15 protein-coding genes and 2 pseudogenes are annotated in these 15,340 nt (G+C 40.0%); 8 read left to right on the top strand and 9 right to left on the bottom strand.

Going from position 1 to position 15,340, the window contains the following annotated elements; translation table 11 throughout:
- The first annotated feature begins 45 nt into the window (after nucleotides 1-45).
- The 3 genes from V7K21_RS12935 to V7K21_RS12925 all read left to right on the top strand — a co-directional run bounded on the left by V7K21_RS12935 (nucleotide 46) and on the right by V7K21_RS12925 (nucleotide 3,706).
- Nucleotides 46-1,110 (top strand): vWA domain-containing protein, encoded by a 1,065-nt coding sequence (locus V7K21_RS12935; protein WP_335174779.1) that lies wholly within the window; start codon nucleotides 46-48, stop codon nucleotides 1,108-1,110.
- 86 nt (nucleotides 1,111-1,196) lie between these two features.
- A complete protein-coding gene (ligA, locus tag V7K21_RS12930) occupies nucleotides 1,197-3,233 on the top strand; it encodes an NAD-dependent DNA ligase LigA (protein ID WP_335174777.1) in 2,037 nt (678 codons plus the stop codon).
- Between the two features lie 242 nt (nucleotides 3,234-3,475).
- Nucleotides 3,476-3,706, top strand: coding sequence for a DUF6737 family protein (locus tag V7K21_RS12925; protein ID WP_335174775.1), 231 nt, complete (start codon nucleotides 3,476-3,478; stop codon nucleotides 3,704-3,706).
- 152 nt (nucleotides 3,707-3,858) lie between these two features.
- On the opposite strand, the gene V7K21_RS12920 is transcribed toward V7K21_RS12925, so the two are convergent.
- Nucleotides 3,859-4,449 carry a thioredoxin family protein gene (locus tag V7K21_RS12920; protein WP_335174773.1) on the bottom strand — a complete coding sequence of 197 codons (591 nt, stop codon included), beginning with the start codon at nucleotides 4,447-4,449 and terminating at the stop codon, nucleotides 3,859-3,861.
- Nucleotides 4,450-4,580: 131 nt separating this feature from the next.
- Here V7K21_RS12920 and V7K21_RS12915 point away from each other — a divergent pair, with 131 nt between their 5' ends.
- Nucleotides 4,581-5,138 (top strand): hypothetical protein, encoded by a 558-nt coding sequence (locus V7K21_RS12915; RefSeq protein WP_335174771.1) that lies wholly within the window; start codon nucleotides 4,581-4,583, stop codon nucleotides 5,136-5,138.
- 151 nt (nucleotides 5,139-5,289) lie between these two features.
- Here V7K21_RS12915 and V7K21_RS12910 read toward each other — a convergent pair whose 3' ends face one another.
- Nucleotides 5,290-6,732, bottom strand: coding sequence for an FAD-dependent oxidoreductase (locus V7K21_RS12910; RefSeq protein WP_335174770.1), 1,443 nt, complete (start codon nucleotides 6,730-6,732; stop codon nucleotides 5,290-5,292).
- Between the two features lie 333 nt (nucleotides 6,733-7,065).
- On the bottom strand, nucleotides 7,066-7,671 hold the full coding sequence (locus V7K21_RS12905) for a DedA family protein (RefSeq protein ID WP_335174769.1): 606 nt from the start codon (nucleotides 7,669-7,671) through the stop codon (nucleotides 7,066-7,068).
- 149 nt (nucleotides 7,672-7,820) lie between these two features.
- Here V7K21_RS12905 and V7K21_RS12900 point away from each other — a divergent pair, with 149 nt between their 5' ends.
- The 3 genes from V7K21_RS12900 (at nucleotide 7,821) to V7K21_RS12890 (ending at nucleotide 9,779) form a co-directional block, all read left to right on the top strand.
- Nucleotides 7,821-8,603: an ABC transporter permease gene (locus V7K21_RS12900; RefSeq protein WP_335174768.1), complete on the top strand. Its 783-nt coding sequence runs from the start codon at nucleotides 7,821-7,823 to the stop codon at nucleotides 8,601-8,603.
- A gap of 82 nt (nucleotides 8,604-8,685) precedes the next feature.
- Nucleotides 8,686-9,030, top strand: coding sequence for a cytochrome P450 (locus V7K21_RS12895; RefSeq protein WP_335174804.1), 345 nt, complete (start codon nucleotides 8,686-8,688; stop codon nucleotides 9,028-9,030).
- A gap of 8 nt (nucleotides 9,031-9,038) precedes the next feature.
- Nucleotides 9,039-9,779 carry a hypothetical protein gene (locus V7K21_RS12890; protein WP_335174766.1) on the top strand — a complete coding sequence of 247 codons (741 nt, stop codon included), beginning with the start codon at nucleotides 9,039-9,041 and terminating at the stop codon, nucleotides 9,777-9,779.
- Here the strand turns inward: V7K21_RS12890 and V7K21_RS12885 are convergent.
- The 5 genes and pseudogenes from V7K21_RS12885 to V7K21_RS12865 form a co-directional block, all read right to left on the bottom strand.
- Nucleotides 9,742-9,870 (bottom strand): annotated as a pseudogene (locus tag V7K21_RS12885) (ABC transporter ATP-binding protein); the annotation flags it as partial. The gene V7K21_RS12890 and the pseudogene V7K21_RS12885 overlap by 38 nt on opposite strands.
- Before the next feature lie 580 nt (nucleotides 9,871-10,450).
- Nucleotides 10,451-10,657: pseudogene (locus V7K21_RS12880) on the bottom strand (ATP-binding cassette domain-containing protein); the annotation flags it as partial.
- Nucleotides 10,632-11,177, bottom strand: coding sequence for an ABC transporter permease subunit (locus tag V7K21_RS12875; RefSeq protein ID WP_335174764.1), 546 nt, complete (start codon nucleotides 11,175-11,177; stop codon nucleotides 10,632-10,634). The pseudogene V7K21_RS12880 and the gene V7K21_RS12875, both read right to left, overlap by 26 nt.
- A gap of 283 nt (nucleotides 11,178-11,460) precedes the next feature.
- Nucleotides 11,461-12,606, bottom strand: coding sequence for an NAD(P)/FAD-dependent oxidoreductase (locus V7K21_RS12870; protein ID WP_335174762.1), 1,146 nt, complete (start codon nucleotides 12,604-12,606; stop codon nucleotides 11,461-11,463).
- On the bottom strand, nucleotides 12,607-13,491 hold the full coding sequence (locus V7K21_RS12865; protein ID WP_335174760.1) for an isopenicillin N synthase family dioxygenase: 885 nt from the start codon (nucleotides 13,489-13,491) through the stop codon (nucleotides 12,607-12,609).
- A gap of 70 nt (nucleotides 13,492-13,561) precedes the next feature.
- Between V7K21_RS12865 and V7K21_RS12860 the strand changes: the two genes are divergently transcribed.
- Nucleotides 13,562-14,146, top strand: a complete 585-nt coding sequence (locus V7K21_RS12860) for an Npun_F5749 family FMN-dependent PPOX-type flavoprotein (protein ID WP_335174758.1) — start codon at nucleotides 13,562-13,564, stop codon at nucleotides 14,144-14,146.
- A 266-nt stretch (nucleotides 14,147-14,412) separates the two neighbouring features.
- On the opposite strand, the gene cysE is transcribed toward V7K21_RS12860, so the two are convergent.
- The gene (gene cysE / locus V7K21_RS12855; RefSeq protein ID WP_335174756.1) at nucleotides 14,413-15,177 is read right to left on the bottom strand and encodes a serine O-acetyltransferase; all 765 of its coding nucleotides are present in this window, start codon (nucleotides 15,175-15,177) and stop codon (nucleotides 14,413-14,415) included.
- Nucleotides 15,178-15,340: the final 163 nt, after the last annotated feature.

Here is a 15,340-nt window from a genome sequence, read left to right as displayed (position 1 = left end):
GTAAGTTAAAAATTAAATATTAATTTAGGTGATTTAGGTGAGTAAATGACTAGTAATAATATTGAGATTGTTTTCACTTTTGATACAACTGGGAGTATGTATCCTTGTCTTACCCAGGTACGGCGAAAGATCAAAAATACCGTTACTAGACTGATAAACGAAATTCCCTTGATTCGGATTGGGATTATTGCTCATGGTGACTACTGCGATGAAGGCTCAACTTATGTCACCAAAACATTTAATATATCCGGTGATGTTGATGCTATCTGTGATTTTGTACAAAATGTCGCACCTACTGGCGGTGGAGATGCACCAGAATGTTACGAGTTAGTATTACATGAATCCCAATCTTTATCTTGGTCAAAATCAGCAACAAAATCATTAGTTTTGATTGGCGATGATATTCCCCACCCTCCAGCACACAATCCGAAAAAACTAAATTGGCGCAAAGAGTTAGATAAATTAGCTGAGGCAGAAATTACAGTTTACGGAGTTCAAGCACTCAATCGCCCTCATGCTAGTCCTTTTTATCAAGAACTTGCAGAAAAGTCTGGCGGTTTTCATATCAACTTAGACCAGTTTTCGTATATTAGTGATTTGTTTTTAGCAGTTTGCTACCAACAATCTTCTAACGATCAGCTACAAGCTTATGAACAAGAAGTAATTGATCAAGGACGCATGAGCCGGGGGTTAAATAAAATATTTAACACCATGATGAAGCGGGAAGCAACATCCTATTACGAATCGGCTGATTTACGGGCAGTTTCTCCAGGGCGTTTCCAGATTTTAGAGATTGAACAAGAGATTTCTATTAAAGCGTTTGTATTAGAAAATGGTTTAAGTTTTAAAGTTGGGCGGGGTTTCTACGAATTCACAAAAACAGAAACTATCCAGGCTCAAAAAGAAATTATCTTAATGGATCGGGGAACGGGTGATTTATTTGAAGGAGGTGCGGCACGAGAAATGTTAGGTCTACCGATGGATGCAACGATTCGGATTAAACCGAGTAACCTAGAAAAGTATGTTGTGTTTGTCCAAAGTACCTCTGCTAATCGTAAACTGATTGGCAAAACTCGATTTTTATATGAAGTCGAAGACTGGGATCGTTAAGTCCCAACGACTACAAGTCGTGGCTACCCAAACAAAGCCTGCATCAGCAGGCTATTCTATTCGCTAGGTATTGTGTAATAAGTCTAATGACCCAGATTAAGCCGGAAGTAAAACGTACAGAAGAACTGCGCCAGTTATTGCAACAAGCCAGCTATGCTTATTACGTTTTAGATGCTCCAATTATGGAGGATGCAATTTATGACCAGCTATATCGAGAATTGCAACAACTGGAAATTCAATATCCAGAATTGGCGACTCCCGATAGTCCGACTGTGCGCGTGGGTGAGCTTAAGCATACCCCGTTTACCTCGGTGCGACATAATATCCCTCTGTACAGTCTGGAGAATGCATTTAATATTGATGAGTTGCAAGCCTGGGATCATCGTTGGCGGCGACAAGTACCGAAAATAGACTCGGTGGAATATGTCAGTGAACTTAAAATTGATGGTTCTGCTTTGGCTCTTACCTATCAAAATGGCATTCTAGTTAGGGGTGCAACTAGGGGTGATGGGGCGATGGGTGAAGATATCACCCAAAATGTGCGGACAATTCGCTCAATTCCCTTGCGTTTGAATTTTGAAGGGTTAGAAATTCTAGAAAGGGTGGAAGTACGGGGCGAGGCGTTTTTACCGTTGGAAGTATTTAAACAAATTAACGAGGAAAGACAAAAAGCAGGTGAGCAATTATTTGCCAATCCCCGTAATGCCGCAGCTGGTACACTCAGGCAACTAGACTCGCGCATTGTCGCTAAACGGCGATTAGATTTCTTTGGCTACACCTTGCACATTCCTGGTAGAGATGACGCCAGTATTGCCAATACCCAATGGGAAGCATTGGAGTTATTAGAAAAGATGGGTTTTCGAGTCAACCCTAACCATAAACTGTGTGCCCCGATCGCAGAAGTGGCAAAATATTATGAATATTGGGATACAGAACGGCTAAATTTACCCTACATGACTGATGGGGTAGTAGTGAAGCTGAATTCTTTTAAACTTCAAGAACAGCTAGGGTTTACGCAGAAATTCCCTCGCTGGGCGATCGCTTTGAAGTACGCAGCCGAAGAAGCACCCACTCGTGTAGAAAATATTGCTGTGAATGTGGGACGAACGGGGGCGTTAACGCCGTTAGCCGAGATGCGCCCTGTGCAACTGGCGGGAACAACAGTTTCTCGCGCGACTTTACATAACAGCGATCGCATTGCTCAATTAGATATCCGCATTGGCGATACTGTGATTGTCCGCAAAGCTGGGGAAATCATTCCAGAAGTGGTGAGGGTAATCAAAGAACTCCGTCCTGCTGACACTGAACCCTTCATTATGCCCACTGATTGCCCAGTCTGTGGTCAACCAGTGGTGCGAGAATCAGGTGAGGCGGTAACTCGGTGCGTCAATGCTTCCTGTGCAGCGATTCTCAAAGGTTCCATTGAACATTGGGTAAGTCGTGATGCTTTGGATATTAAAGGCTTGGGCGAAAAGTTGGTATATCAACTCGTTGATAAAGGTTTGGTGCATTCCGTCGCCGATTTATATGAGTTGACAGCAGAGAAATTATCTGCATTGGAAAGGATGGGGCAAAAGTCAGCAGAAAAGTTGGTATATGCGATCGCTCAATCGAAAAACCAACCTTGGTCAAGGGTATTGTATGGTTTAGGCATCCGTCACGTTGGCAGTGTAAATGCCCAATTGTTGACTCAGAAATATTTCACTGTAGACCAGTTAGCCACAGCAAAGCAATCAGATATTGAAGGAATTTACGGTATCGGTGCTGAAATTGCCCAATCTGTGTACCAGTGGTTTCGGATTGACGCCAACCAAAGGTTGATAGAACGCTTGCAAGCAGAAGGATTGCAATTAACTGCCACAGAGTCAACAAAAACAGTTGTTGATGGTAATCAAAACTTTACAGGTAAAACTTTTGTAATTACGGGTACATTACCAACCTTAAAGCGAGATGATGCAAGGGCTTTGATTCAAAAAGCTGGTGGAAAAGTGACTGATTCAGTAAGTAAAAAAACAGATTATTTGGTGGTAGGAGAAGATGCAGGTTCTAAATTAGAAAAAGCGCTATCTTTGGGAATTACGCAGTTAAGTGAGGTGCAGTTTTTGGAGATACTTGAGAATTGATGTATATCTGGCAAACCCGTCACCCTCAGATCACAATACGCTTGGGATAAGGACAGGATTTACACCTCTTCCCTCAACCCTTGTAGCGTTAGGGGGTAAGATTCAAAGCCTCACTCCTAAAAGGAGTGAGATAAAAGTGTATTGCATACAAACGATAAGCGCTATAGTAATACCATTGAATTTATCTGCATTTATCCTAAAAATTGTAAAAGGAAAATTTGGAGTTTTATTAAATAAAACCAATGTCTGAACAAAAGCCCGTAAGTCCCTGGAATTACAAACCTTGGTGGTGTCAACCCTGGTCTATAGTTCTCACAGGTGTAACACTGATTGGTGGTAGCTGGTTACTATTTAAAACTATCTGGCTAACAGTTCTCGTCTCTATTCCTATAGTGACGTGGATGGGATTTTTTGTATTGTTTTGGCCACAACTAATGATTCGCAGTGGTATTTTGGAGTCGTATAAAGACTAACTTGAGCTTAATGTCTTACTGGAAATTGCTCCAAAGAGAGAAAATTATTTTACAGACATTAAAAGTGAAGTTTTGGGGCGATCGCATTAAGGAAGTTTGCCTGCTTTGGATTTCCTTTTTATCGCCCAAACTTCAAGATCCTGTTGTTTTTGCTAATTTACCACCTGGCTGCCATGACTGCGGGGATCATCTTGACTAGCCGTTGGTGCTACTGGGGCTGAAAATTTGGAAACTTTCCCGCTAGCTTCAGCATAGGGGAGAGACGAACTAGTAACCAAAGCTTCTAAGTTGCTAGCCATAATCGTCCGGGGTTGATCACCGATCGCTTGGGCTATGGTTTCCCCTTGCTGACTCAAAAATACAAAATGGGGAATCCCATCCACCCGATATTTCAACATCTCTGGTAGCCACTTCGTGTTATCCACATTCAGCATGACAAAATTCATCTTGTCAGCATACTCTGTTTCTAGTTGAGCGATATCTGGTGCCATTTTTTGACAGACAGTACACCAATCTGCATAAAACTCTACTAAAGATGGTTTGCCGTTGCTGATTGCTACTTCTAGCGGTGTGGACGAATCACTTAACTTGGCAAGGGAAACCGAGGTTGTTTCAGTTCGCAATCCTAATATCAGGGCAACGCCCAGAGCGATCGCTACCATTACAATCAAGAAGTTTCTCAAACGCTTCCCGAATGTGGATTCAGATTTATCGGGGGAATTAACAGATGAATCAGTACTCATAACAGAATTATTAAAACTTATTAAGCAATTTCTTCTTCAGTTTAACTGACTCCAAGCGCTCTTTAATACGTAATTTGATACTCAAAATGGGTATTACAAATAAGTACTTTAGATGATATAGGTTTTAAAAGATGATTTTAAGCTTTAGAAATACCAGTGCTGTGTGTGCCGTATTTTTATTGGTCAGTGTTAGCAGCTTTCACAAATCTGCCATAGCAACTATAAACAACCAGTCCCAACTGATAGCACAGCAGAGCAAAACCCAGCTACACCCAGTTTTTAAATCTATTCTGCCCAAATTAAAGCAAAAGACTCAAATTAAGATTTTATTGCCGAAGTTTATTCCTGAGTCAGATAGGGAAAATCCAATTTATGCAATTATAGAAGCTGCTACGCAAAAAAAGTATGATATTTTACTGGGTTTCACTCCAGACTGTAATGGTGCCTCTGCATGTCGTTTGGGCGTTGTTTCTGCTGAAGCCATAACCCGCAAAACACCCCGCTTTAGTGGTAAACCTGTATCCTTAGTTAAGGGCATCACTGGCTATTTTGTAGATTTTACTTGTGGTGCTGGTTGCTCAGATGCTACCTTGACTTGGCGGCAACAAGGTGTGCAATATATTGTTGGGTTGAAAGCAGGCGATCGCACTTCTTTGGTAAAAATGGCTAATTCTGCGATTAATCCCTAGCTAACGTCAGAGTTTGATTTTACTTAAGAGCGAAACAGTTGTGGTGATTGATAAACATTTATGGCGTAGTTAACAATCCACAGCACCAATTCAAAAACTAATAAATATCGTACCCACTGCAACTCACTTTAGAACCCAAAGGTTTTTATTTCTAAGTCATCAAACTCACGATTAAAGTCAATATTGCTAATCCTCCTAAAATAGTTAAAACTTGAGTAGTTCTATTACTTTTAGCGAGAATTTCTGAGTAAGATAGTTCATGATTCTGAATTAGTAAAAAGGAATGAGGATTAAATAAAAAAGGTAATAAACGATTCAAAAGTAAGCGTAGAAAGAAGTTAAGATTGCATAATCGCTTCTGTATAAGGTCTTGATTATATTGCCAAGGATAACTAATTTGTGCTAAACGGATTAAGGCTTTAATATCTGGTTGACGTAAGCTTTGATAGCGAGGAAGTGCTTGAGAGAGATTATCTTCAGTTGCTGCCAAAATTCCATGAATTTGATAGATATCTTCTAAGGCTGAATTAACGCCTTGTCCAATGTCGGGAGGAAAACAATGAGTTGCATCTCCCAATAAAATTACCGCTGTTCCTTGATTATCTTCAGGTTTTCCCCAAATTTGATACAACCCTGAACAATATTGAGGAATAGGAAATTTACCCCCATCACTAGATGTAAATCTAGCTATTTCTTCAGGAAAAATAATCTTTTCTAGGGGAAGCTGAGGAAATGCTTCTTTCAGGAATTGTTTAACTTCTTCTTTGGTTTCTAATTGCCAGATTTGATGTTCTGGGTAGGTAATAATATTTGCAGTTCTAGGTTGATGAGGATTTTTAAAGGGTAATAACCCTAGAGAAATTGCTTTTTTACGCCCTTTAAAAGTAGACCTAATGGCGTAAGCCATTGTAGTTTGTGCTAAATCTCCTTCTAATTCTGATAAGGGAAATTGAGGAGGTAAAGTGATAATTTTGTATTTTAAACCGGAACTAGGAGAAGGAAATTTTTGCATTTCAAAGGAATGTGATTCACCTTCCATTTGATAAAGAGTTTCACGCACAATAGAGTTTAAGCCATCACAACCTACTATCAGAGTAGGAATAAAGCTCAATTTTTCCTGATCTTGAGATTGGGTAATAATTTCTAAATGCTCTACATGTTGTTTAATTTCTACACCTTCAGTATTAAATAATACTTGAATCGAATCTTGCCAATACTGATGAATTTCTTGGTAAAGTAACTCCACAAAAGATGCTCTTGGCAGCCAATAGGCAGTCTTGCGTTTAGAATCAGTAATGGGTAGTTTCGTTGTTTTGCGTGTGCCATCTTTTTGAATGAGAGTCAAATAAAATTCAGTATTAGCGACACTCAAATCAGCTAGTTTGGCAGTTAGTTCTAACAAATCAGTTAATTTTTGCCCTCTACCATCAATTTGATAACTGAAGGATTTATCTGGTTCGTAATAATCTGCTGATGGTCTTTTTTCAAGAACTGTAATATCTTTCCAACCTCTTTTCGCTAACATTAAAGCTGTACCTAATCCCGCCGGGCCTCCTCCCATAATGACAACGTTTTTCTTGTAAGAATGATTCATTAGACCTCTTGCAAAAAAGTTTTGTGGTATATTACTAGGCTAAACAATTTTTTAAAATTTAACTAGCCTTTCAACGGATCGCGGGAGTCCCCAGCCTCAACGTCAAAGTAGTGTGATGAGGAGTATCCCTACGACTAATCTTGAATGCACTGAAAACTTATTAGTGGGTAAGAATTCAAAATTCAAAATTCCCATAAGTAAATTTAGTTGCTCTGTATTTTTTCTTTATCGGTCATCAGGGTATTTTATCAAGCTCTGATATTTGTGGCTTCAGTAAATAAATATACTTAGTCTCTACAAGAAAACATTTACTAAGAAGCTACGAAAAATATTTCAACTTTTGTTTGCTTTATTTTCTTGTATTACATGAATAATCGATGGCACTAGAGAAATAACTATAATTAATCCAATAATCGGTAACAAATACTTATCTACCTGTTCAGCTGGCAGAGATTTTCCTAAGAAAAACCCTAAAATGGTGATGCCGAATGTCCAAAGAAAGCCACCGACTAAGTTGTAAGACATAAATGTGCGATAATGCATCGCACCAATCCCAGCCACAATCGGCGCGAAAGTCCGTACAATGGGTAAAAAACGTGCTAAAACAATCGTTTTTTTTCCATGCTGTTCATAAAAGTTTTGGGTTTTAACAAGATGTTTTTTATGAAACAACCATGAATCTTCTTTTGAAAATAGTTTTCTGCCGAATTTATGCCCAGTAAAATAGCCAACATTGTCACCAAAGACTGCACAAATAAAAGCACCAAAAATCAGAACCCAAATGTTCAGTAAATTCTGAGATGCGACAAATCCAGCAGTGAACAATAAACTATCTCCAGGCAGAAAAAAACCAATTAACAAGCCAGATTCAGCAAAAACAATCGCCCATACCCCAAAATAGCCAATTGATTTAACCAGTTGTGGTAAATCTAGATGCATAGAATTTCTTACCTTTCAACAATAGATCCACCACATCTTAACGTTTAGCAATTTTCCTGAATAAAAAGTAATATTAAATTTACGTAAAGTTATTGTGTAATCTTGGGAAATGTAATTACAGATAGCATATTTTATGTTAGAAGTGCAAAATGCAAAGATATTTGAAAGTATTAAGACTATTTTGGACTGCTGCGATCGCATCAGAATTAGAGTATCGGATTAACTTTTTCATAGCTACCATCAGCAGCTTGGGAAATCTTGTCGGCAGTCTCTTTGGACTATTCTTGTTTTACCGCACTGGCTACACTTTTAGTGGTTGGTCATGGGAAGCAGCTTTAGTAGTTCTGGGAATTTTTACCTTACTACAAGGATTTTCTGCTACTTTTCTGGCATCGAATTTGAATCGCATTGTCCTTCATGTACAGCAAGGCACTTTAGACTTTATATTATTAAAACCTATCCGCAGTCAATTTTGGCTTTCCACCCATACCCTTTCACCTTGGGGACTCCCGGATCTAGTTTTTGGTAGTATTATTATTGGCTACGCAGGTAAACGTCTCGGTGTAAGAATAGACGACTATCTACTTGGCGTGCTGCCGTTCTTGTTCAGCTTGGTGATTCTGTACAGCCTGTGGTTTATGCTGGGAGCGACGAGTATTTGGTTCGTCAAAGTATACAACGTTACCGAAGTATTGCGTGGTTTGTTGGATGCTGGACGATATCCCATCGCCGCATATCCCACTGCTTACCGTTTTTTCTTCACCTTCGTGATGCCAGTGGCTTTTTTAACTACTGTACCAGCCCAAGCGCTGTTGGGTAGGAGTGAAATTAGCTGGTTGATAGGTGCGGTAATATTAGCAGTAGTGCTGTTTTTGTTTTCCACTTGGTTTTGGCGGTTTGCGTTGCGGTTTTATACTAGTGCTTCGAGTTAGAGCGTAGACAAAGCAGCGCCTTGTCCATTGTTGGAGCAACATAAAGTTAACATATAAAAAGTAATCAAATTCTTCCTGGAAGCTGTTTAAAGGTTATCACGTTCCTGCTGGTTGGCAGTTGCTTTATTCAATTGTAATAACTCATAGCCTAAAGGAAATCTACCTTGAACCAGAGCGTTTTGATCCAGATCGTTTCAGTCCCCAACGCCAAGAACACAAAAAGTATCCTTTTAGTTTAGTTGGTTTCGGTGGTGGGTTACGCATCTGTATTGGTATAGCCTTTGCCAAAATGGAAATGAAGATTGTTGCTGCTCATCTTCTACGTAGTTATCATTGGGAGATATTAGCCAATCAAAATTTAGAGGCAGTTAGGATTTCCACTAATCGCCCTAAAGATGGGTTACGGGTTAGATTTCAACCTCGGTAAAATGTTTTATGGCATCTCAAATAGACATACATTTGCCTAATGGAGTTTTACAAGGCTTACAAAATGTAAGAGATTTTGTAGGTGAAAATGTTAACTCTCTAAATAACTCAGCACAACAATTTGGGGAGTCTTTGAAGGCAACAGCCACTACAACAACTGATAGAGCAATTAATACAGTTACGACAAGCTTAGAACAAAGTTGGCAAACTGCTGATAAATTTAAGAGTACAACATCGGGAGCAGTTAAAGATGCGATCGCATCTTCTGCAAGTGATTGGCTGACACAACACCCGATATTTTTTAGGTTAGTTCAAATACTAAATTGGGCGACTAATCACCCAATTATTAGTGTAGTAATTCTGCTGTTTGCACTTGCTCTAGTTTGGAGCATCATCAAAGCAATTGTCCGCTTAATTGAAACAGCTAGTTGGTCAATACTCAAAGTACCGATAAAATTAATTCAGGCTTTTATTAAAGTTAGTTTTTTCTCCTTAGTTAAAGTTGGCAGCTTTGGTGTTCAACGAATCACAGCTACTAAAACAATTGAGAATCTGCCAGCTTTACTACCTGAAAGTTTTCAACAAAATAAACAACAACGATTGGCAGAAATTTCTAGTCGCTTAGAAACAATTCAAAAAGAACAAAATGAACTTTTAGAAGAAGCAGCAGACTTGATTGCTGCTGACACAATTGATATAGAAATATCAAAAACTAAACCGCTAAAAAGCGTTGAATCACATCTTGGCTGAGTTCGGTGGTGGAACCGGAGGCGACAATACCACCTTTTTGCATAGCGTAATAGTAATCAGCCTGACGGACAAAGTGCAAATGTTGGTTAAGGTTAGAAATTTTTAGCATAGGAAAGGGGAGAGGAGACAGGATGAACTTAGGCTTCCTTAGATTTTAACTACCGTTGGGTTAGGTGCTTTGATTGTGTTTTTCGTGACAAATCAGATCAAAATATGGCATATACATGAGCAAACAAGAGGAATGCGGGTATATTTGCTGAAATTTGTTCAAAAAAACAGGTTTAGAAGTTTTGAAGCTAATTTCCGAATTCAAAACTAAGTTTTCAAGTTCAAAACTAAGTTTTCGAGTTCAAAACTAAGTTTTCAAGTTCAAAACTAAGTTTTCAAGTTCAAAACTAAGTTTTCGAGTTCAAAACTAAGTTTTCGAGTTCAAAACTAAGTTTTCGAGTTCAAAAACTTAATTTACAAGTTTAAAACCAAAGTTTGCCAGGTCAATTACCTCAAGTTTGGGATGCGTAATAGGCTTACAGGTAAGAGCAGCAGAGCAATGTTAGCCTACTGACCGCAACAAACGAGTAAAACCTTCTTGCTCAAAGTGTTTATCAGTTGTTAATGCCTCCATAATTCCTTGCCTACGCATCAACACAAAACTTATAGCATCACATAACGAATAGGTTTTTACCTTTGAATAAAACTCGCCCAACGGTTGGTTGCACTTTCCCCGTAATCACATCCAGAAATGTTGTCTTTCCTGCACCATTAGGGCCAATTACTACCCGTAATTAACTCACATCCATGCTAAAGTTTAGCTGATTTAAAGCCTTAAAACCGTCAAAACTAACAGTTACGTTTTCAGTTTCCAATATTTTCGCGTTCATGTTGCACTTCGGCATCTTCTTCCAAGGTGGGATATGTAGCAATTTGTTGATGACGGTTGAAAAAAAGGATATTCTGACTACGTAACCATCCCACTATGCCGTCAGGAAGTACTGTGACAACTATCAAAAATAGTGCGCCTTGGAAAAATAGCCAGATTTCAGCAAATTGTTCACTTAAAAAAGTGCGGGCATAATTGACTAACAAAGTTCCAACAATCGCCCCAATTAAAGTAGCGCGTCCCCCTACAGCCACCCAAATCACCATTTCAATCGAAAAGGCAAGGTACATTGCGATCGCATATCCACCCAAACCGAAGAAAATACCATGTCCCAAACTTAGTAAACCAGTATAACCCCAAATCAAATCGATACCCAAAGCCACAATCGCCAGCGATAAAAATCGCCCCAACAAATTCAGACGAAACTCCGAAAGTACCACTGGCATGATAATTATAAGCAAGAGTGCGATCGCAACCACCACCCCCACCTCAATTAATAATCCTCCTCCCTTCCTTCTCATTCTCTGCGTCCTTTGCGCCTCTGCGGTTTAAACATCAACAGTACGTCCCTTCTGCGGAAAAATTCCCGCAGGCTTCCACTGTAAAAACACAATCTTTATGAATTTTCCTTTTGATGAATCAACTAACTTAATAGAAAAATGACAATATCAAACCTTTAAAGTGTGATAATAGTGCGATATTTTACTAGAAAAAAGTTATTTGTTATACAAAAAATTTATTTTTTATTACAAAAATGAATTTGTCATATTAATCTTTGTTAAGCTTAATATTATGAAATTATTGTTAGCTGTGAAGAGATAGCTGGGTAATAATTTCATCTTCCTTGCCAGAAGCAAAGTTAGCAAAGCGTTTCGCCAAAGGTGGTACAATCACCAAAGGATTGCTAAATCCAGAGAATAGATGAACGCTCTCGAATCCTGGGATAGTACCAATCAAGGGCAAGCGATCGCTACTAAATGCCACCAAGCAATGATGCCAAGTTCCTGGTAAATTCTCCAAAACTGGCAAAACTTCACCGACACTTTTTCGCAGCCACTTTTCACTCGCGTCTGAGTCTACCAAGGCAAGAGGATCTGTGAGAACGCGGCTAATTTGACCAATGCGGAAGCTACCATCTTGCATCTGAATCGCACTTGCATCTAAAATTGGCGGTACTGGCTCATTACCGGGTTGATTCCACAATTCATCAACTTGAGTAGATTCAGCTTCTAGTTGAAATCGTTGCAGATTAGCTGGCATAACTAAGGTGCGTAACTGTACATCAATGGGTAGGGTTTCAATTATTTCTGCGTGAGTAAAATACAGCTTGATGGGAATACCGGCAGATTTTAGCATCTGGCGGCTGAGTCCACCCGCACAAATGACAACCTTAGTACTGTGGAAAGTTGCAATAGTTGTTTTTACACCATCTTGCAGTACTCGCAATACTTGCGTAATCTGCATTTCACCCCCAGCCCGCAGAAAGGCTTGGATGTAAGCTTGCACTGTTTTTTCTGGGTGAATATGACCGTGTTTGACAGTTAAAGCACCAGATATCACCTCTCGATTTAGCAGTGGTTCCAAGTCACAAGCTTCTTGGACACTTAGTAAACAAGGTGGAATAGCAAAATGATTATATGATGCAGCAGTAGCTTCTGGGTCATTAGCAGCTAAAATAGTTAGTAATAAATCTAATTCCCGAAATTCGATATCAGCGTCTAACTCTTGAGATAGGATATGGTAACGTGCGATCGCATCTTCGCACAATTGCCGAGTTAGTGGCGTATTCCCCGACCAATAAGCAAGCCCACCATAACTATAGCGAGTTGCATTCTGTGGTGTTTGGTATTGCTCCAATAAAAGTACAGCAAAACCTCTTTTGACTAATTCGTAAGCGAGTGCAGCACCCGCAATTCCACCACCAACCACAATCCAATCGTAAGTTTTCATCTAATATGTAGCTTGTAAACGTTGTAAAAGATATTCTTTTGCAAGGATAGGGGGATAAATAGGCGATTGTTCTTTTTGGCAACTCTCCAAACAAGCAATTTCTGTATCATTATTAGGATGACAGAAAAAAGCGATGGAATACCGGGACTGATTCACCCTGTTATCACTGGGAATCATTACTCGATGCTTGGTTGAGCAAAACAGATGATTTGTCCACCGTTGGATTAAATCGCCAGTATTGATTATTACAGTATCAGGAATTGTCAGTGCAGCAATCCACTCTCCAGATGCTGTCTGTACCTCCAACCCCCCAACGTCATCTTGGAAAAGTAAGGTAATACTGCCATAATCGGAATGCTCACCAGCACGCACCTGTCCGGTTTTGGGTGGTGTTTGCAATGGGGGATAGTGCAGCGATCGCAACGTATGATTTTGTTGATTGTGTCTTATGATTAAAAAATCTTCTGGCAATTCCAACGCTAAAGCAAATGCTTGCAATACTGTGTTTGCAAGTTCTGTGCAAATATCATAAAAGGCGACAATAGAAACATCTATGTCTACAGCCGCTTGTTTGTTTACATTAAACGCCTCTTTCAAGTCGCCTGGTTTGTTGGGGTCAAGACGTTCTCTTTCAAGACCAACATAACCCGTGTTACTAAACTCATCACTCCAAGCTTGCTTTTGCTTAACTTCTAAAGGTAAATTGAAGAAATATTTGTTGTGAGTGAAGACTTGCCTGATTAGGTCTTTTGATATTCCTGAATTCTGTAAATACATGAAGCCAATTTCATGGCAAGCTTGATAGATTTGTTTGATAACAGTTTGCCGAGTTATTGTATCGCCATTGGTAAAGGCAGTTAAATCTATTACCGGAATTGTAACCATTTATATATAATTAGAGATTTTGTGTTTTGTTAACAGTAGTATACTCAATACTTAGGTACGGAATTTGATAATGACTCTTGCTCCTTGGCGAAGCGCGATCGCTGATGCACTTGATCGCAACCGCAGCCTTGTTTATGCCCGTTACCTGCAACTAGCAACGGTGCAGCCGAACGGTCGCCCCGCTAATCGTACCCTAGTCTTTCGCAACTTTCTGGAAGATACAAACCAGCTAAAATTTATCATCGATAGCCGTAGCGCTAAAGCCGACCAGATACAGCAAGAACCTTGGGCAGAAGTTTGTTGGTACTTCCCCAGTACACGAGAACAATTCCGTATTACTGGCTGTTTAACTCTGGTAGGAAATGATGATTCTCACCAGAATTTACAACCAGCCCGCATTTCCATTTGGCAAGAACTGAGTGATGCTGCACGTTTACAGTTTGCTTGGCCACATCCTGGTAAACCCAGAGTTGAAACCCCAGAAGCTTTTGCACCACCAGCACCCGACCCCGTGCAACCATTGCCTAATTTTTGCCTACTGCTACTCGACCCAGTGCAGGTAGACCACTTAGAATTGCAGGGCGAACCACAAAATAGAAAGTTTTATCATTGCGATGAAAATCAAGAATGGTTTTGTGAAGAAATTAATCCTTAATTTTTTGAAAGGGGAATGGGGAAAATACAGTTCGGTTTTCTTTCACAACATCATCCCTTGGGCAACCTTATTCTGACTATTTTTCCGCAAGCATTTGTTTCATGAGAACGAGCTATGTTTGCTACCGGGTGATGAAGTTGTAATCATCAAAGTAGGTAAACATTCCTGTGCGGCCGGATAGGTTGTTTTCAAGTCTATTTGGAATCTGCAAAGTTAGCATCTATAATTTTTATTCCTCACTCCTGACTCTTAACTCCTAACTTTCTTTAAATACCCGCACCATCTAGAAACTGCTGTATTGCCTTATCTCTAAGGTTACACACAAGAGCATCTTGTGAGAAATCAGCTTGGTTAGAAGCTACACAACCTGTCAAAACAAGAGTTTTTCCAGAAGAGTTGGTGCGCTGAAGAGTTTGTATTTGTTCTTCCAGCGCCTCAATCCGGTCTACTAAAGCACGAATTACTTCAGCTTCCGAATCTGGTAAGTTACTGTGTTCAAGAGGTGCAACCCGGACTCCAGAACGATATATAATCCGTCCAGGCACGCCGACTACAGTACAGTCAGAAGGGACATCCCTGAGAACAACAGACCCAGCGCCAATACGCACATTGTTGCCAATTTGGATATTGCCCAGTACCTTCGCTCCAGCTCCAACTACGACATTTTCACCCACAGTGGGATGGCGCTTGCCACATTCTTTACCAGTACCTCCAAGAGTGACACCCTGATAAATTAGGGCATAGTTTCCCACGCTCGCAGTTTCACCAATTACTACACCCATGCCGTGGTCAATAAACACATTTTCCCCAATTGCTGCACCAGGATGGATTTCAATTCCAGTCAAAAACCGAGCCAAGTGAGAAATCAGGCGAGGAATAAAGGGAAGACCAACAGTATAAAGCCAGTGAGCCAGCCTATGGAATAGCAAGGCTTGCAAACCAGGGTAACAAAATAAAACTTCCAACCAGTTACGAGCAGCTGGGTCACGTTCAAAGATGATACGAAAGTCAGCACGTAGTATAGATAGCACGAGATAGCACCCTCGGAAAGCACAACAAGTGACTCTCCCATATTATCCTCTCAGGTGTTATACCTAAAAATTGGGAATGGGGCACTTGTACTGAGCATCTCGGCTTGCTTCTCTTCGAGAGGCTGCGCCAACGACTGCACTCAGCACAAGTCGCTCAATGGAG

The organism is Nostoc sp. (genome assembly GCF_036919595.1).
GTDB lineage: Bacteria > Cyanobacteriota > Cyanobacteriia > Cyanobacteriales > Nostocaceae > Nostoc.
This window is presented reverse-complemented; position numbering and strand designations above follow the sequence as displayed.